Annotated in this window: 13 protein-coding genes; 8 read left to right on the forward strand and 5 right to left on the reverse strand. The window is 69.6% G+C overall.

Translation table 11 applies throughout. The features are described 5' to 3' along the window. Positions 1 to 74: 74 nt before the first annotated feature. Complete coding sequence (locus tag BLV72_RS17205) at positions 75 to 761, forward strand: TNT domain-containing protein (RefSeq protein WP_093463283.1); 687 nt, start codon at positions 75 to 77, stop codon at positions 759 to 761. A 17-nt stretch (positions 762 to 778) separates the two neighbouring features. Continuing rightward, a complete protein-coding gene (locus BLV72_RS17210; RefSeq protein ID WP_093463285.1) occupies positions 779 to 1,147 on the forward strand; it encodes a hypothetical protein in 369 nt (122 codons plus the stop codon). 96 nt (positions 1,148 to 1,243) lie between these two features. Here the strand turns inward: BLV72_RS17210 and BLV72_RS17215 are convergent, their stop codons facing one another. Beyond that, positions 1,244 to 3,070 carry an acyl-CoA dehydrogenase gene (locus BLV72_RS17215; RefSeq protein ID WP_093463286.1) on the reverse strand — a complete coding sequence of 609 codons (1,827 nt, stop codon included), beginning with the start codon at positions 3,068 to 3,070 and terminating at the stop codon, positions 1,244 to 1,246. Between the two features lie 138 nt (positions 3,071 to 3,208). Here BLV72_RS17215 and BLV72_RS17220 point away from each other — a divergent pair, with 138 nt between their 5' ends. Then, positions 3,209 to 3,706: an SseB family protein gene (locus tag BLV72_RS17220; RefSeq protein WP_093463288.1), complete on the forward strand. Its 498-nt coding sequence runs from the start codon at positions 3,209 to 3,211 to the stop codon at positions 3,704 to 3,706. A gap of 110 nt (positions 3,707 to 3,816) precedes the next feature. Further along, positions 3,817 to 4,788, forward strand: coding sequence for a pirin family protein (locus BLV72_RS17225; RefSeq protein ID WP_093463289.1), 972 nt, complete (start codon positions 3,817 to 3,819; stop codon positions 4,786 to 4,788). A 93-nt stretch (positions 4,789 to 4,881) separates the two neighbouring features. On the opposite strand, the gene BLV72_RS17230 is transcribed toward BLV72_RS17225, so the two are convergent. Continuing rightward, the gene (locus BLV72_RS17230; RefSeq protein ID WP_093470392.1) at positions 4,882 to 7,335 is read right to left on the reverse strand and encodes an SdrD B-like domain-containing protein; all 2,454 of its coding nucleotides are present in this window, start codon (positions 7,333 to 7,335) and stop codon (positions 4,882 to 4,884) included. A 545-nt stretch (positions 7,336 to 7,880) separates the two neighbouring features. Here BLV72_RS17230 and BLV72_RS17235 point away from each other — a divergent pair. Continuing rightward, positions 7,881 to 8,570 carry a hypothetical protein gene (locus BLV72_RS17235; protein ID WP_093470393.1) on the forward strand — a complete coding sequence of 230 codons (690 nt, stop codon included), beginning with the start codon at positions 7,881 to 7,883 and terminating at the stop codon, positions 8,568 to 8,570. Between the two features lie 7 nt (positions 8,571 to 8,577). On the opposite strand, the gene BLV72_RS17240 is transcribed toward BLV72_RS17235, so the two are convergent. Beyond that, positions 8,578 to 9,921, reverse strand: coding sequence for a right-handed parallel beta-helix repeat-containing protein (locus BLV72_RS17240; RefSeq protein WP_208905645.1), 1,344 nt, complete (start codon positions 9,919 to 9,921; stop codon positions 8,578 to 8,580). Between the two features lie 67 nt (positions 9,922 to 9,988). Between BLV72_RS17240 and BLV72_RS17245 the strand changes: the two genes are divergently transcribed. Further along, positions 9,989 to 11,140 (forward strand): Dyp-type peroxidase, encoded by a 1,152-nt coding sequence (locus BLV72_RS17245; RefSeq protein ID WP_093463291.1) that lies wholly within the window; start codon positions 9,989 to 9,991, stop codon positions 11,138 to 11,140. A gap of 43 nt (positions 11,141 to 11,183) precedes the next feature. Here the strand turns inward: BLV72_RS17245 and BLV72_RS17250 are convergent, their stop codons facing one another. Continuing rightward, a complete protein-coding gene (locus BLV72_RS17250) occupies positions 11,184 to 13,370 on the reverse strand; it encodes an ATP-binding SpoIIE family protein phosphatase (protein ID WP_093463292.1) in 2,187 nt (728 codons plus the stop codon). 117 nt (positions 13,371 to 13,487) lie between these two features. Between BLV72_RS17250 and aspS the strand changes: the two genes are divergently transcribed. Together aspS and BLV72_RS17260 are read left to right on the forward strand one after the other, a co-directional pair. Beyond that, entirely contained in the window at positions 13,488 to 15,314 is a 1,827-nt protein-coding gene (gene aspS / locus BLV72_RS17255; protein WP_093470395.1) for an aspartate--tRNA ligase, read from the forward strand. A 148-nt stretch (positions 15,315 to 15,462) separates the two neighbouring features. Next, positions 15,463 to 16,392 carry an intradiol ring-cleavage dioxygenase gene (locus BLV72_RS17260; RefSeq protein WP_093463294.1) on the forward strand — a complete coding sequence of 310 codons (930 nt, stop codon included), beginning with the start codon at positions 15,463 to 15,465 and terminating at the stop codon, positions 16,390 to 16,392. Between the two features lie 55 nt (positions 16,393 to 16,447). Here BLV72_RS17260 and BLV72_RS17265 read toward each other — a convergent pair whose 3' ends face one another. Next, the gene (locus BLV72_RS17265) at positions 16,448 to 16,843 is read right to left on the reverse strand and encodes a hypothetical protein (RefSeq protein WP_014053647.1); all 396 of its coding nucleotides are present in this window, start codon (positions 16,841 to 16,843) and stop codon (positions 16,448 to 16,450) included. Positions 16,844 to 16,858: the final 15 nt, after the last annotated feature.

Below are 16,858 nucleotides of genomic sequence, written 5' to 3' on the forward strand. Positions count from 1 at the left end.
ACCGGATGCGCGTTCTTCGCCACCTGCTTGTCGTTCTGGGGTCGCTGCTACTGCTGTGCGCAGGCGGACCTGCCATGGCCAAGCCCGTCACGGATTTCGCCGCGGGGCTGTCACCCGTGGCCGCCCCGGAGCCGGCAGCCGCGCCCTCGCCCGGCCCGCGTCCGGGGAACGGCGGGGACGGTGAGGGCAAGGGCCACCCTCCCTGTCCGAGCAGGGACCGCATCGGGGGGACCAGCATCGCACCCAACCCGCCGCGCGAGCGCTACTACCAGGGTGACTGGCGGCTCGGCCCCGCGCAGCTCCCCCGGTACGGCGCGATCGGGCGGATGCTCGAAGGCTACGAACGGCTCGACCACTTCCCCACCTCCTCCGCGTTCCTCGACTGCTACTGGAACGAGCAGACCAGCGGCTGGTGGTTCCCGTACCCCGACGGCTGGGTGCTGCTCAACGGAACGCCGCTGCACACCACGATCAGGCTGAAGGTCGGTCAGAAGGTCGATCTCTTCGGGAGCGGTTTCGGCCACTTCCTCGCCCCGGCGGGCACGCCCTACGCGGAGCGCGCGCTGCCGCCCAGCAACCTCAACACCATCGACCCGGCGTATCCGAACGGCTATCACCTCTATGAGGTCACCGAGCCCTTCCTGGTCGAGGCCGGTCCCATCCGGCCCTGGTTCGGACAACCCGGCTTCGGGCTGCAGTATCTGACCGGTCCTTCGATCCCCCAGTTGGTCGCGGCGGGTAATCTGCGCGCACTCAACTGAGGGCGGATCCTGAACCGGTGGACAGAACGGAACTCGTCTCAACCCTGCGCGACGAGCAGGTGCCGGACGCGCTGTACGACATCCCGGGAGTGCAGGACATCCCGGTCCAGCCGGACGCCTACTACTACCTGCGCCCGGCACCGGACGGTGGCTGGGAGACCGGGCTGAGGGAGCGCTCCCTGGACCGGGACACCAGCCGGTTCGCCACCGAGGACGAGGCGTGCCGGGATCTGCTGGAGAAGCTGAGGGCCCGCCCGCGCCCGCCGGAGGGCGGGGGCGAGTCGGTCGACGAGCTCCTCGCACAGGGCGAGGAGCTCCGGCGGTGGGCCCGGGAGGAGGTCGAACGGGCCCTGCGGGAGCGGCCGCCCGACGACGAGGAGCGGTGACGGGCACCGACCAGACGCCCGCGGGCACAGGCCAGGGGGCCGGCCGCCCCGCTGGAGGATGGGACGGCCGGCCCCCTGGACGAGGGAAGAGAGCCCTTAGAACGCGGACTCGTCCAGGTCCATGAGCCCCTTGTCGACCGACTCGGCCAGCGAGCGCTGCACCGAGACGCCCGGCAGCACCTCGTGGGCGAAGAACTTCGCCGCGGCGATCTTGCCCGCGTAGAAGGACCGGTCCTTCGTGGAGGCGGTGCCCACCTTCTCGGCGGCGACGGCCGCGCCCTTGAGGAGCAGATAGCCGATGATCACGTCGCCGGAGGCCAGCAGCAGCCGGGTGGAGTTGAGACCGACCTTGTAGATCGAGCTGACGTCCTGCTCGGTGGCGGCCAGGTCGGTGAGCATCGCGCCGACGATCGCCTCCAGGTCCACCGCGGCCTGGGCCAGCTGGTCGCGGGCGGCTTCCAGCTCCTCGCCCCCGGCGGCCTCGGCCAGGAACTTCTTGATCTCCTCCGAGACGACGGTCAGGGCCTGGCCCTGGTCCCGGACGATCTTGCGGAAGAAGTAGTCCTGGCCCTGGATGGCGGTGGTGCCCTCGTAGAGCGTGTCGATCTTGGCGTCCCGGATGTACTGCTCCAGCGGGTACTCCTGGAGGTAGCCGGAGCCGCCGATGGTCTGCAGGGACTGCGCCAGCTGCTCGTACGCCTTCTCCGAGCCGTAGCCCTTGACGATGGGGAGCAACAGGTCGTTGAGGCGGCTCAGGGCGGAGGCGTCCTCGCCCGCGGCCTCCTTGACCAGGATCTCGTCCTGGACGGAGGCGGTGTAGAGGACCAGTGCGCGCAGGCCCTCCGCGTACGCCTTCTGCGTCATCAGCGAGCGACGCACATCCGGGTGGTGGGTGATGGTGACGCGCGGGGCGGTCTTGTCGGTGAAGGCCGCCAGGTCCGGGCCCTGCACCCGCTCCTTGGCGTACTCCAGGGCGTTGAGGTAGCCGGTGGAGAGGGTGGCCATGGCCTTCGTGCCGACCATCATCCGGGCGAACTCGATGATCTTGAACATCTGGCGGATGCCGTCGTGCTTGTCGCCCAGCAGCCAGCCCTTGGCCGGGTGGTCGGCGCCGAAGGTCAGCTCACAGGTGTTGGAGACCCGCAGACCCATCTTGTGCTCGACATTGGTGGCGTAGACGCCGTTGCGCTCGCCGAGCTCGCCGGTCTCCCAGTCGAAGTCGTACTTGGGGACGATGAACAGCGACAGCCCCTTGGTGCCGGGCCCCGCGCCCTCGGGCCGGGCCAGCACGAAGTGGATGATGTTGTCGGAGAGGTCGTGCTCGCCGGAGGTGATGAACCGCTTCACACCCTCGATGTGCCAGCTTCCGTCCTCCTGCTGGGCGGCCTTGGTGCGGCCCGCGCCGACGTCGGAGCCGGCATCCGGCTCGGTCAGCACCATGGTGGAGCCCCACTGCTTGTCCACCATCAGCTGGGCGATCTTCAGCTGCTCCTCGGTGCCCTCGTCGTGCAGCACCCCCGCGAAGGACGGGCCCGAGGCGTACATCCAGATCGGGGTGTTGGAGCCGAGGATGGTCTCGGCCGAGCCCCACAGCAGCGAGCGGGGGCAGACCGTGCCGCCCAGCTCCTCCGGGACGCCCAGCCGCCACCACTCGGCCTCCATGTAGGCCCGGTAGCTCTTCTTGAACGACTCGGGAAGCGGCGCCGTGTGGGTCTTGGGGTCGAAGACGGGCGGGTTCCGGTCGGAGTCGGTGTAGCTTTCGGCCAGCTCATGCTCGGAGAGCCGGGATATCTCCGCGAGCACGCTCTTGGCGGTCTCGACGTCCATCTCCGCGAACGGTCCGGTGCCGTACACCGTGTCCCGCCCGAGCACCTCGAAGAGGTTGAACTCGATGTCGCGGAGATTCGACTTGTAGTGCCCCATGGCGACGGCTCCGTAAGGGATCGGGAGGCCAGGACCTCTGCGTTGACGCGTATCAGATCAGCTGTCGCCATGATGCTACCCGTGGGTAATAAAGGGCAACCCTTAACCGGGTAACTGTGACTCAGTACGCTTCTTCGCATGTACGGCTACGACCAGAACGCGAGCGCAGGGCAGGGTTATGCCGCTCCGCCACCTCCGCCGCAACAGCAGCCGCATGCGTCACATCACACGCAGGCGGGTGCGGGCTACGGCCAGCAGCCGCTCTACCCGGAGCCCTCGCCGCCGTCGCTCGCCGACGCGGTGCGCGCCTTCACCACCGGTTCGATGCCGGCCGAGGACTTCCAGCAGATCTTCGCGGGCTCGAAGGTCTACTGCCCGCGCGGTGACAATCCCGGCTTCCTGGCGCTGCACAACACCCAGCAGCCGGTGATCCCCATGTTCACCTCGCTCAAGGAGCTGCGGCGGTATGCGGGCAAGGAGTCCAAGTACTTCGTGATCACCGGCGCCGAGGTGATCGACCTGCTGCCCACCGGCTACGGCTTCGTCCTCGACATGGAGGGCGAGCACCGGATCGTCTTCGACGCGAAGGCGGTGGAGCAGATGGTGGACTTCGCGATGAGGCGTATGTACGGATAGGTCCAGATATCGCCGTTCGCCTCGCGGGGCGCTCGGGTGGAAATAAAGGCCCTCTTGCGAGTCGTTCACCATTCAATTAAGTTGAATCGTGAACGACCGAGGAGGCCGTCATGCCCGCAGTGACCGTAGAGAACCCGCTGACCCTGCCGCGCGTCGCGGCACCCGCCGAGGCACGACAGCGCCCCGTGCTCGCCGTCACCACCGCACCCAGCGGTTTCGAGGGCGAGGGATTCCCGGTGCGCCGGGCCTTCGCGGGCATCGACTACCAGCACCTCGACCCGTTCATCATGATGGACCAGATGGGCGAGGTGGATTACGCGCCGGGCGAGCCCAAGGGAACGCCCTGGCATCCCCACCGCGGCTTCGAGACCGTCACGTACATCATCGACGGGATCTTCGACCACCAGGACTCGCAGGGCGGTGGCGGCACGATCACCAACGGCGACACCCAGTGGATGACGGCCGGCTCGGGTCTGCTCCACATAGAGGCGCCGCCGGAGTCGCTGGTCATGTCGGGCGGGCTCTTCCACGGTCTGCAGCTGTGGGTGAACCTCCCGGCCAAGGACAAGATGATGGCGCCGCGCTACCAGGACATCCGCGGCGGCAACGTACAGCTTCTGACGACCCCGGACGGCGGCGCGCTGCTGCGGGTCATCGCCGGTGAGCTGGACGGCCACCAGGGGCCCGGTATCACCCACACCCCGATCACGATGATCCACGCCACCCTGGCCCCGGGTGCGGAGATCACCCTGCCGTGGCGGGAGGACTTCAACGGCCTCGCGTACGTCCTCGCGGGCCGCGGCACCGCCGGCACCGAGCGCCGCCCGGTTCGGGTGGGTCAGACGGCGGTCTTCGGCGACGGCGGCTCGCTGACCGTCCGCGCGGACGAGAAGCAGGACTCCCACACCCCGGAGCTCGAAGTCGTCCTCCTGGGCGGACAGCCCATCCGCGAGCCGATGGCCCACTACGGCCCGTTCGTCATGAACACCCGCAAGGAGCTCCAGCAGGCGTTCGAGGACTTCCAGAAGGGGCGTCTCGGCACGGTCCCGGCCGTGCACGGGATGTCCGAGGGCGGCCTGTAGGGCTCGCCGGGACCACACGCGAACGAGCCCCGTCCGGATATGGACGGGGCTCGTCAGCGCTTACGGGCGGATCACCCGTCTTTCCGTGTTGTCTCAGTGTTGCCCGGCGCGACGCTTCCGGGTCACGAATGCGGCTGCCGCGCCCGCACCGGCCAGCAGGGCACTGAGGGAGATGATCTTCAGCAGGCCGGACGTACCCGTGTTGGCCAGCGAACCACCGCCTCCGCCAGTCCCCGAGCCTCCGCCAGTCCCCGAGCCTCCGCCTGTCCCGGAGCCTCCGCCAGACTGGGGGCCTGGCTCGTTGGGCGGCTCAGAGGTGGGCGGCTCCGACGACGGAGTGGGCGTCGGCGTCGGCGTAGGAGTCGGCGGTTTCTTGGGGATGTGCACGCCGGCGTCGATCGTGTGATCGACCTCTCCCGGCTTGTCCGGCGCCGTGACAGGTGCGTCTCCGTTACACAGCCGCCCGGTCTTCGGCGGGGTCACATTCGAGTCATGTGCCCGGTTGTCACCGGCCCGCGGGAGCGTGAACCGCAGCTTGGTGGCCGGCGGCTCAGTCGGCACCTCGCTGGTGTCCGCGGTGCACACATCGAACTGCACCGTGTACTTCGCACCCGGCTTGAGCTCGTACGGGGCGCCGACGCCACCGAAGTAGTACTCGCCGGCGGCATCGGTCTTGGTCGTGGCGACCTGCTTGCCGTCGGCGTCCAACAGGTTGATCGTCGCGTCCGGCAGCGGCACTTCGCGCGGACCCTCGGGATCCTGGATCCCATTGTGGTCGCCGTCGAACCACACCCGGTTACCGATCTGGATCGGCGCGTTCGCCGCCTCGTAGGCGATATCGCCGAGCCCACCGGCCTTACCGAACCCGCTCTGTTCCTGACTGACGAACTGGTACGCGTTGGCGGTCGGAGCGTTGCCCGGGCCCAGACCGGTCGCGACGTCGTGGTAACCGGTCCCGGAGGTGGCGACGTTGACGGTCGGGTCGAACTCCGTGCTGACGACCCACTGCTGCTGCGGAATGTAGGCCACCGACCCCAGCGCGGTTTCCAGGTGCGCGCCGCGGAAGAAGTCGCCCGGGAAGTATTCGACGACATCGTTGGGCTGGCCGCCGTTGGTGGCGGGGGTGGCGTGGTTGGGGCAGTTTCCGGTGCCTTCCCACGCGTATCCACCGGTGGGAGTGGCACAGGCCATGTTGATGTCGCCGCCGGCCATGCCGTTTTCCGGGGTGTTGTCGTTCGGCCTCGGGTCCAGTCCACCCCAGCTCACGACGTCCATGAACCGGTCGCGGAAACCCAGGACCATCGAACCGTCGCGGGTGAAGGCGAGGGAGGCGAGCTCCGGCTGCGGATCGATGAAGACGTTGCCCACCTTCCGTTCGTCCCACGTGGCCAGGGAGGTGTTCCACGGATTCCAGTGGGTGGCCTGGGCGACGTCGTCGGAACCGAAGACCGAGCCGCGCTTGGCGGTGAGGGGCTGGGTCAGTACGGTGTCGAACTTTTCGCCGTCGTAGGTGTGGACGACGGCTTTCAGGTCTTCGCGCTTCTGTGTGCTCTCCGCGCTGCACACACCACCGACGTAGAGCTTGTTGTCGTGGACCTGAAGACCGAACGGCCGCCAGTCTCCGGGGCTCGCGCAGCCCGGGTCCGGAATGCGCACCGTCGCCTTTGGCGCGGAGGCGGTGGTACCGGTGGCGTCGAAGCTGACCAGTGCCCGGGTCTGCAGGTTCACCGCGTACAGCGTCGAGCCGTCCTCGGACAGGGCCAGGCCGCCGATGCTCTCCTTGCCCGGTGCATCGGTGAACCCGGCGTCCTTGTTCATGTTGGAGGCATCGTGCGGCGTCACCGCGGCGCCCGGCACCTTCGCGAACAGGGTCGGCGCCCCACCGTCGGTCGGCGTGGTGTAGATCGCGTCACCGCCCTCCGGCCCGTACGGGGTGTACCGCCGGGCGAACGCGCCCTGGAACACCCGCTTCCGGTGCTTGTCATAGGCCAGCGCGAACGTCGTGCCTACCTGGTCCTGCGTGTTGAGCGCGGTCGGGCACGCCGTCTCACCAGGACACGTACCTCGTTTGTCCGTCCCGAACGCCACCAGTGCCCGGGTGTCCCGCGCGTCGGCGGTGTTCTGGATCGGTACGAAATACCGTGTGTCCGGCAGCGTGTAGTCGGCCGGATTCCAGACCCCGGTAATCACCGAGTCGTCCTTGCCGTCCGACACGTTCACAAATGTCGTGAAGCTGTCGAAGTGGTTTTCCGCCGTCGAGGCCGGCGCCGCCTGAAGATGCTTGTTGTACGGCGCCGGGATGGTGACATCGACGCGGTACTGGCCGCCGGTCAGTTCGGTCGACTTCGAGACCACCACCTTTCCGGTGGCATCCGTGGTGCCGCTGACCCGATGGCCGGCAGGGTCGGTCACCCGAACCTTCATGCCCCGCTGCGGCACATCCATGGCCGCGTTGATCACGCCGGTGCCGAAGAAATCCCGCAGTACCTGAACCGTCAGGGTTCCGTCGCCAGTCGAAGCGGTGGCCGTCCCGGCCGTCGCGCCCATGGCGCTGCCCAACAGTACGAAAGTGCAGAGGCCCACTCGTGCCAGTGGCCCCGTACGCTTTCCGGCTGTCCGGCGTAACCTTCTACACACTCTTCGCACAGCCATCACTCTCCCCTCGTGATGTGAACCGACCACCCGTTGCCGGCCGTGCATCGGCTTTTCGGTCCCGGGTGACGCATCGGCCATGAAAAGGGCCCACCGCTGTTTCGGTGGGCCCGGTCGTTCTTGGTCGTCCTGGCGGATGGAGCGAATTCGGGGACTCGGGAGTACCTTTCCGAGGCCAGTCGCACTCGTCCTCGACTTCCCCCACGGAACAGCACAAGAGTCCGAATAGTGATCCTTAACCGCCCCACCAGCAGCGATACTGTAGCGGGTGGACGCCAAGATCGGGGGCAGAGTAGGGAATGAATAAGCGGAACGTGTTAGCAATGCGCCGTGCACGGAGTCCGAAAATCAGACATGTTCTCTCGCGGTGCGCGGCCGGCCGGCGCCGCTGGCTGCGGCCACGCTGGGTGGTGGCCGTGATCGGCGGTGTGGCCGTCGCGGTGGCCACGTTCCTGGTCGTCGACAGCGGCTCCGCCCCTGCCGGTCCGAAGGCGTTGACCTCGGATCAGGCGAGCCGTCTGGCGGTCACCCGGTTCCTCAACTACCAGGCGGGCGGGCGCGCCGTGACGATCGACGTGCCGGGCACCGCCGGTGGGCTGACCTTCACCGGATCCATCGACTACCGCCGCAAGGTCGGTTACGGCGCGATGCACGGCACCGGGCGCGATACGTCCAGCGACGGGCTGATCCGGTGGACGGCCACCACCGTGTTCGTCCACCCGATGGGGAAGGCCCCGGCCAAGGCCCCGGCACGGCCGCCGGAGTCGGGCTGGTACAGCCGTCCGCTGCAGAGGTACGGCAGTTCGCTGGACAGTTCGCTGGCCATCGCGCTGAAGCTCGGCAGCGACCGGCCGGACAACGCCGAACTCCTGCCGCAGAACGGTGCCGCCTGGGTGGGACAGGACCGGTTGGACGGCCATCGGGTGGACATCATGACCGGGCCGAGCGCCCGTGCCACGTCCGGTCCGACGGGGGAACCGGGTGCCGTGCGCTACTGGATCGGCTCGGACGGCACCATGTACCGGGTTCGCGTCGGCGTGGCGTCCGCATCGGAGCCGGTGGTCATCGCTTTCGACACCCACAAGTACGTTCCGGTCCGGCCGGTACCCGGAGCCACCCCGACGCGGTAGCCGCCGCTCAGGACGTCGCCACCCGCGCGCCCGCGGCGAGCAGTGACGCCGACGGCAGCCGGAAGTCCGCCGTGTCCGGTAGCGCCGGAACGGCCGGAACGGCGGTGGCGCCCGCGGTCGTGGCGTTCGGGAACTGCGGCTGTCGCTTGGGCGCCGCCACGTCGGTGAACGGGATACCGCCGGGTGCCGTCGGCTTCGCCCAGGTGCCGGACGGCGAGGACGACCGGGCGGGACGCGGGCAGGACGCGGTGGTCGCGAGCCGGGCGGGCACCGTCGTTCGCAGCTCATTGCCGCGCAGGCAGTTGCCCCGTCCCTTCGTGGCGGTGGGGAACGTCCAGCCGACGTCAACGCTGTTGGCGGCGAAGGTGTTGTCCAGGATCCGGTTGCCGTTCGGCGGCAGGTCAGCGGTTGCGGTGATCACCAGCCCGGCGGTGCTGTTGCCGGCGACTCGGTTGCGGATGAACTGGTTGTCGGTGCCGCCGTCGACGCCGATGCCGATGCCCCACCCGCCGTCGGCCTGTTCGGGGGTGGCCGCCTGCTGGTTGGCCGCGATCAGGTTGCCCGCGATGACGGCATCCCGCTGCGGGAGCAACTTCTCCTGGTGGTCGGAGTTGGTGGTGAGCCCGACCCGGTTACCGACCAGGCGGTTGCCGACCACGTACATGTCGCCACTGGCATTGGTGCCTTCGTAACCGACCGCGTTGAGTTCGGCGATGTTGTCCCGCACCACGATGCGACAGGGCTTGCACTGTCCGACATAGATCCCCGAGTCGGCCGAGCCCGAGGTGTACGAGTGCTCGATGACACCGTTTTGCGCGGAGAACGCGTAGATGCCGTACAGCCCGTTGCGGGTCGCGGTCACATGGGAGACCAGGAACGACTTCAGGAAGGTGACGGGCTCATCGCCGGTGTCGTAGCCGCCGGATTGACCCGGCATTCCGGCGGCCGCCTTCGCCGAGCCGGTGACCAGGACCCCGTTCTGGGTGTTGTTCTCCACGGTCAGGTTCTCCACGGCCACCCCGGGAGCGGCGACGACGATGCCGTTCGGCTGCCGCAACCGCCCGTCGATGACGACCTTGTCCCGGGACGCGCCGCGAAGAGTGATGCGAGCCGTCGATATCCTCACCGACTCGTGGTACGTGCCCGGCGCGACCAGCACGAGATCGCCGGGCCGAGCCAGGGACACCGCGGCCGAGATCGTCGGGGCGTCGGCCGGCACGTTGATCGTCACATGCGCACCGGACGGTCGTCGGCCGTCATCCGATCCGTCGTCGTCCGCGCCGCAGCCGACCATGACGGGTGCCAGTGTGCCGAGTAACGCGGCCATCACGCGAAGACGGAGACGAGGCATGGCCTCATCCTGGCACGGGCGCCGACGGGGTCGCAGTCGCCGATACGGATATGGCACAGTTCACACTGTGTGCCAAGCCGACTCCCGCCCGTCACGCCGCGCGTTTCTCGGTGCCACCGGCACCGTGACCGCCGTCGGCTTCTCCGCCGGCTGCCAATCGCGTTCCGCCCCGCCGGACCGGTCCGATGCCCCCGCGCCGACCCCGCCGGTGTCACCAACGGGTCGGTACCAGGCGGGCATCACGCTTCCACAACCGGCCCAGCGGAACCTGCTGGCCGTGGTGGCCGACCTCGCTGACGCCGTGCCCGTCCGTCCGTTGCTGGCCGAACTCGGCGAGGCCATCCGGACGCTCACCGCGGGGACCGACGCACGGCTGATGGGTCTGGAGCCGGGCGATCTGACCGTGACGATCGGGGTGGGCCCCCGGCTGGTGCGCACGGTCGATCCTGCCCTGCCCGGCGCGAAGGACCTCCCACGGTTCTCCCGCGAACAGATCGCCTCCCGGGCACGCGGTGGCGACCTGCTGATACAGATCTGCGCCGACGACGCCCTGGTGGTACCGGTCGTGGCTGCCGCGCTGCTGGAGCGGGCCGGTGACCGGATACGGGAACGCTGGCGGCAGTCCGGGGTCCGTGGTGCGAACGTGCCGGTGGATCGGGACCGTGCCGCGCCACGAAACCTCTTCGGCTTCGTCGACGGCATCGTGGGCCCCCATACGAGGGCCGAACAGGAACGCGACCTGTGGTTGTCCGGGCCGGCTCCGGTCGCCGACGGCACCCTTGCCGTACTACGACGCATGGAACTCGATCTGCCGCGGTTCGCCAGGCTGTCCGTCGCCGAACAGGAAGCGGTCTTCGGCCGCCGCCGAGCCAACGGCGTGCCCCTCTCCGGTGGCACCATCGCCTCGGGTCCGGACCTCGGCGCCAAAACACCGGACGGACGCTACCTCGTCCCGGCGGACGCCCATGCCCGCAGAGCGCACGCCACCGCGGTCGGCGTCGGCCTCATGCTCCGTCGCTCCTACAGCATCGACGGACCCGCCCCCGGCCTGCTCTTCATGAGCTTCCAGAACGACATACGGACCTTCACCAGCACCCTCACCAACATGGACAATTCCGACGCCCTGTTGGACTACACGACCACGACCGCCAGTGCGACTTTTCTGATACTTCCCGGTTTCGACGAACAACGCCCGCTTGGTTCCCGGCTCTTCCGCTGACCGGCCCGGCCGCCTCGGCACCATCCCGGCCGGCGCGAGCTGATCACGCGCGGGGGGCCGACCCGTCCGCCGCCGGGTCGGGCTGCTCGTTCGGGCTCGCCTCGTACAGCTCGTACCAGATGCATTTGCCGTCGCCGCGCGGATCCACCCCCCAGTTGTCGGCGAGCATCTCCAGCAGCAGCAGGCCGCGCCCCGACGAGGCCAGCTCGCCCGGCCGTCGGCGGTGCGGCAGCTCATCGCTGCCGTCGGCGACGTCCAGCCGCAGCCGCCGGGATCCGTGCCGCCCGCTGACCTCGGCCACCAGCAGGGCGTCCCCGTCGGTGTGCACCAGGACGTTGGTGACCATCTCGGAGAGCATCAGCACCGCCGACTCCACCTGGTCCGGGTCGGCCCAGTCGTGCAGCATGTCGCGCAGCTGCTGCCGGGTGCCCGCTATGCGCTCCGGCTCGGCCTGGGCGACCGTGACCGCGGTCCGCCGCACCGGCGCCGAACCGGGCCCGACCAGGCACACCTCCGCCTCCCGGCGGATCAGCAGCAGCGCTATGTCGTCCTCGCGCCGGTCCGCGAGCGGACCGGTGGTGTGGTGGGAGGGCGGCCCGTGCACGGCCTGCACCAGGGAGTCGGCGAGGGCTTCGAGGTCGTCGGAGTCCAGGCCGTGGGAGGGGAGGGCGCCGGGGTCGTCCATGAGGGTGGCGGGCCGCTCGAAGACCTTACGGATCCGGTCCCAGCCGGTCTCCAGATCGTGTCCGCCGGTCTCGATCAGCCCGTCGGTGCACATCAGCAGCGTCTCGCCGGGCTCCAGCACCACCCGGGTGGTCGGATAGTCGGTGTCCGGGTCGATGCCCAGTGGCAGCCCGCCCGCCGTGGGCCGGATCATCATCGTGCCGTCGGCGAGCCGGACCGCCGGGTCGGGGTGGCCCGCGCGGGCGATGTCCAGGGTGCCGGCGACCGGGTCCACCTCCATATAGAGGCAGGTCGCGAACCTCGGGTCGTACCGGCCGTCCGGGCCGTCGGGCCCCGACAGCCCGGCGAGGAAACGGGAGGCGCGGGAGAGCACCGCGTCGGGGTGGTGCCCCTCGGAGGCGTACGCCCGGACCGCGATCCGTAGCTGGCCCATGATCCCGGCGGCGTGCACATCGTGGCCCTGCACATCGCCGATCACCAGCGCGGTACGGCCCGAGGGCAGCCCGATCACGTCGTACCAGTCGCCGCCGACCTGCAGTCCACCGCCGGTCGGCACATAGCGCGCGGCCACCGTCAGCCCCGGGATATCGGGCTTGCTGGCGGGCAGCATCGAGCGCTGCAGCCCGTCCGCCAGCTCCCGCTCGGTCTCCTGGAGCGCGGTGCGGGACAGCGCCTGGGCCAGCATCCGGGCGATCGTGGTCAGCACCGAGCGCTCATCAGGCGAGAACGACACCGGATGGGCGAACCCGGCCATCCACGCGCCGATGGTGCGGCCCGCGACGATCAGCGGCAGAAACGCCCAGGACCGGCGCTTACGGGGCCGGCCGAGCGACCAGGCGGCCGGAAACCGGCCACGGTACTCCTCCGGTGTGGGCAGATAGACCGCCCGGCCGGTGCGGACCACCTCGGCCGCTGGATAGTCCGTGCCCAGCGCGATGTCGTGAAAAGGGTGATCGGCCCCCGCCCGCGGCCCGTGGTGGCCGATCACCGAGATCCGCTCGCCCTGGACGCCGAAGACCGCGAGCCCCTCCGGGGAGAAGCCCGGCATGGACAGTCCCGCCGCGACCCTCAGCACCTCGGCGGTGGACATCGCCTCCGCCAGCGCCCGCCCCGCGTCCAGCAGGAACGCCTCGCGGTTGCGGCGCCAGTCGCCGGTGACCGGCGGGCCCGCGGCCGAGGTGCCGGGCAGCGGGTCGGGGACCTCCTGGAGGGTGCCGAGCAGGTAGTAGCCGTCCTCGCTGCCGCCCCGCGCTATCGGCCGGGACCGGGTGCGCACGGTCCGCAGCACGGTGCCCTTCTCGTCCACGATGCGCAGCCGGGCCTCGGCCAGGGTGCCCTCGGCCACCGCGAGGTCGACGATCGCCTTGACCTCCAGCCAGTCCGCCGGGTGGAAACACGCGCGGGCGGCCGCCTCGGGAAGGGTGACGGGCTCGGCGGGCAGGCCCACCAGCCGGGCCGCCTCCGCGTCATAGCTGACGGCGCCCGAGACACTGTCCCAACGCCATAGGCCGGTCGCTATGGCGGCCAGCAGGTCCTCGGTGCGCATTGCGCTACCTTATGGGGATTTGCCAACCGCTTACCAGTGAGGGTCGCGGCGCCGGTAGGCTTGGCCGGAAGTTCATGAGGGTACGCACGCCTCCCGATCAGACGACTTGGATGAATGATGCATCGGTACCGGTCGCACACCTGTGGTCAGCTCCGCGCCGCTGACGTCGACACCGACGTCCGGCTCTCCGGCTGGCTCCACAATCGACGGAACCTGGGCGGCATCCTCTTCATCGATCTCCGCGACCACTACGGCCTGGTCCAGCTGGTGGTGCGCCCCGACACCCCCGCCAACGAGGCGCTGAGCTCGATCAGCAAGGAGACCGTCGTCCGCGTCGACGGCCGGGTCATCGCGCGCGGCGCGGACAACGTCAACCCCGAACTGCCCACCGGCGAGATCGAGGTCGAGGTCGCCGACGTCGAGGTGCTCGGCGCCGCCGACCCGCTGCCCTTCACGGTCTTCCCCGAGGACGGAGTCGGCGAGGAACGGCGCCTGGAGTACCGCTTCCTGGACCTGCGCCGCGAGCGGATGCACCGCAACATCATGCTGCGCTCCGCGGTCATCTCCGCCATCCGGCAGAAGATGACCGCGCAGGGGTTCAACGAGCTGGCGACCCCGATCCTGTCCGCCACCTCGCCGGAGGGCGCCCGGGACTTCCTGGTCCCCTCCCGGCTGCACGCGGGCAAGTTCTACGCGCTGCCCCAGGCCCCGCAGCAGTTCAAGCAGCTTTTGATGATCGCGGGCTTCGACCGCTACTTCCAGATCGCGCCCTGCTTCCGCGACGAGGACGCCCGCGCCGACCGCTCGCCGGGCGAGTTCTACCAGCTCGACGTCGAGATGAGCTTCGTCGAGCAGGAGGACGTCTTCGGCGTCATCGAGAAGGTCATGACCGAGCTCTTCGAGGAGTTCGGCGGCGGCCGCCACGTCACCTCGCCCTTCCCGCGGATCCCGTTCCGCGAGGCCATGCTGAAGTACGGCTCGGACAAGCCGGATCTGCGGGCCCAGCTGGAGCTGCGGGACGTCAGCCATATCTTCGAGGGCTCCGGCTTCAAGGCGTTCGCGGACAAGCACGTACGCGCGCTGGCCGTGCCGGACACCGCCGATCAGCCGCGGAAGTTCTTCGACCAGCTCGGCGAGTTCGCCTCTCTGCAGGGCGCCAAGGGGCTGGCCTGGGTCCGGATCGGCGAGGACGCCAAGCTGACCGGCCCGATCGCGAAGTTCCTCACCGACGAGGACGTCGAGAAGCTGATCAGCGAGGTCCAGGGCAAGCCCGGCACGTCGATCTTCTTCGGCGCGGGTGAGTTCGACGAGGTCTCCAAGATCATGGGCGCGGTGCGGGTCGAGGCCGCCAAGCGGGCCGGCCACTTCGAGGACGGCGTCTTCCGCTTCTGCTGGATCGTGGACTTCCCCATGTTCGAGCGGAACGAGGACACCGGGCAGATCGAGTTCTCCCACAACCCGTTCTCCATGCCGCAGGGCGGTCTGGAGGCCCTGGAGACCAAGGACCCGCTGGACATCCTCGCGTGGCAGTACGACATCGTCTGCAACGGCGTGGAGCTGTCCTCGGGCGCCATCCGGAACCACGAGCCGGACGTCATGTACAAGGCGTTCGCGATCGCGGGCTACGACCGGGAAGAGGTCGAGCGCGAGTTCGGCGGCATGCTGCGCGCGTTCCACTTCGGCGCCCCGCCGCACGGCGGTATCGCCCCCGGCGTCGACCGCATCGTGATGCTGCTGGCCGATGAGCCCAACATCCGCGAGACCATCGCCTTCCCGCTCAACGGCAATGCGCAGGACCTGCTGATGGGCGCGCCCAGCGAGGTGGACGAGGCCCGGCTGCGGGAGCTGCACCTGTCGGTGCGCAAGCCGCCGCAGGTCAAGAAGGCCGAGACCGCCGAGAACGCAGCGAAGACGGCCGCGGAGGGCGAGAAGCCCGCCGAGTAGTCGGGCCGGACGAGACCCACAGGGCGGGGGCGTGCCGAACGGCGCGCCCCCGCCCCGCGTCTGCGGATGGCCGAATGACGCGCTTCGCACAGCCATTCACAGTCGGCACCCATGGGGCTGCCAGGTTGCCTCCCTACTGTCCCGGGCCATGACCGAACAGCAGAGCAACGACCTCCATCCCCAGCGGGACCTGACGAGGCGGCGGGTCGTGGTGTCGGGCGGCGCGGCCGTCGCGGCGGCGGGCCTGGGAACGGCCATCGCCACCACCGCCTCGGCGGGCGAGACCTCCGCGACCTCCGCCACCCCCTCGGCCTCCGCCTCCTCCCCGTCCGGGGAGGTCTGTTACCGCCTCACCTCGGAGACGACCGAGGGGCCGTACTACATCGACGCGGACAAGATCAGAAAGGACATCACCGAGAACAAGGAGGGCATTCCGATGACCCTCCGCCTCAAAGTGATCGAGTCCGACAGCTGCGAACCCGTGGCGAAGGCGGCCGTCGACATCTGGCACTGCGACGCGCTGGGGCTCTACTCGGGCTATGAGAGCTCGAGCAGCGGCGGGGGCGGCACCCCGCCCACCGGGGCCCCGCCGACCGGGACGCCGCCCACCGGCACCCCGACGGGCGCTCCGACCGGTGGCCCGCCCGGCGGCGGCCACCAGGAGCCGACCGACGACAAGCGGTATCTGCGCGGCACCCAGCTCACCGACCGGCACGGCTTCGTCGAGTTCACCACGGTCTTCCCCGGCTGGTACCGGGGCCGCTGTGTGCACATCCACACCAAGGTGCACGTCGGCGGCACGCTCACGGACGCCGGTTACGAGGGCGGCCACACCTGCCACACCGGTCAGCTCTTCTTCGCCGAGGAGGCGGTGCTCGCCTCGGCCGAGGTGGCCCCGTACAACACCAGCACCACCGAGCGCACCACCCTCGACGCTGACGGGATCTACCCCGGCAACGGTGCGCAGGGCGGTCTGCTGAACCTGAGGTACCGCAAGGGAAAGATCGAGAAGGGTGTCACCGCAAGCCTCACCCTGGGGGTCGACCCCGACGCGACCCACGAGGGCACGGACCTCTGAAACCCCGGGGCGAGGTGAAACCCCGGGGGAGGTGAGGCCCTGAAGCGCCCTCGGGTCACAGCCTCCGGTCGACGCCGCACGGTGTGCCACGGTCCGCGCGGGCGGCCCGGTGCACGGCGCGCAACAGCCGCTTCGGCGTGGTCCGGTGCTGCCATAAGACGGCTTGTACGCCGTACTCCATCACCGCCATCAGCTCCGTCTCACGGAGCTCGCCCGCGATCAGCACCACCCGCTGCCGGCCGCCCCGCACCAGGCGGCGCAGCTCCGCCCCGGCGCGGTCGTCGAGGCGCTCGGCGAGCATGACGGCGACGGCGCCGCGGGGTTCGTCGCCGGGCGGGCACGGCCGGTCGACCAGCTCGACGCTGGGCTGATGCTGCAGATGACGCACGACCCCGGCCCGGCTGAGCGGGTCGGGGCCGTGGACCGTCACCGTGACACGTGCGTCCGGCACTGCTTCCTCGACTCC

Source organism: Streptomyces melanosporofaciens, assembly GCF_900105695.1.
Classification (GTDB): domain Bacteria; phylum Actinomycetota; class Actinomycetes; order Streptomycetales; family Streptomycetaceae; genus Streptomyces; species Streptomyces antimycoticus.

Coding starts and splice junctions, on each gene's coding strand:
- BLV72_RS17205 (WP_093463283.1), top strand. CDS start 75: ATGGCCAAGCCCGTCACGGATTTCGCCGCGGGGCTGTCACCCGTGGCC.
- BLV72_RS17250 (WP_093463292.1), bottom strand. CDS start 13,370: ATGCGCACCGAGGACCTGCTGGCCGCCATAGCGACCGGCCTATGGCGT.
- BLV72_RS17225 (WP_093463289.1), top strand. CDS start 3,817: ATGCCCGCAGTGACCGTAGAGAACCCGCTGACCCTGCCGCGCGTCGCG.
- BLV72_RS17215 (WP_093463286.1), bottom strand. CDS start 3,070: ATGGGGCACTACAAGTCGAATCTCCGCGACATCGAGTTCAACCTCTTC.
- BLV72_RS17260 (WP_093463294.1), top strand. CDS start 15,463: ATGACCGAACAGCAGAGCAACGACCTCCATCCCCAGCGGGACCTGACG.
- BLV72_RS17240 (WP_208905645.1), bottom strand. CDS start 9,921: ATGCCTCGTCTCCGTCTTCGCGTGATGGCCGCGTTACTCGGCACACTG.
- aspS (WP_093470395.1), top strand. CDS start 13,488: ATGCATCGGTACCGGTCGCACACCTGTGGTCAGCTCCGCGCCGCTGAC.
- BLV72_RS17230 (WP_093470392.1), bottom strand. CDS start 7,335: ATGGGCGCGACGGCCGGGACGGCCACCGCTTCGACTGGCGACGGAACC.
- BLV72_RS17220 (WP_093463288.1), top strand. CDS start 3,209: ATGTACGGCTACGACCAGAACGCGAGCGCAGGGCAGGGTTATGCCGCT.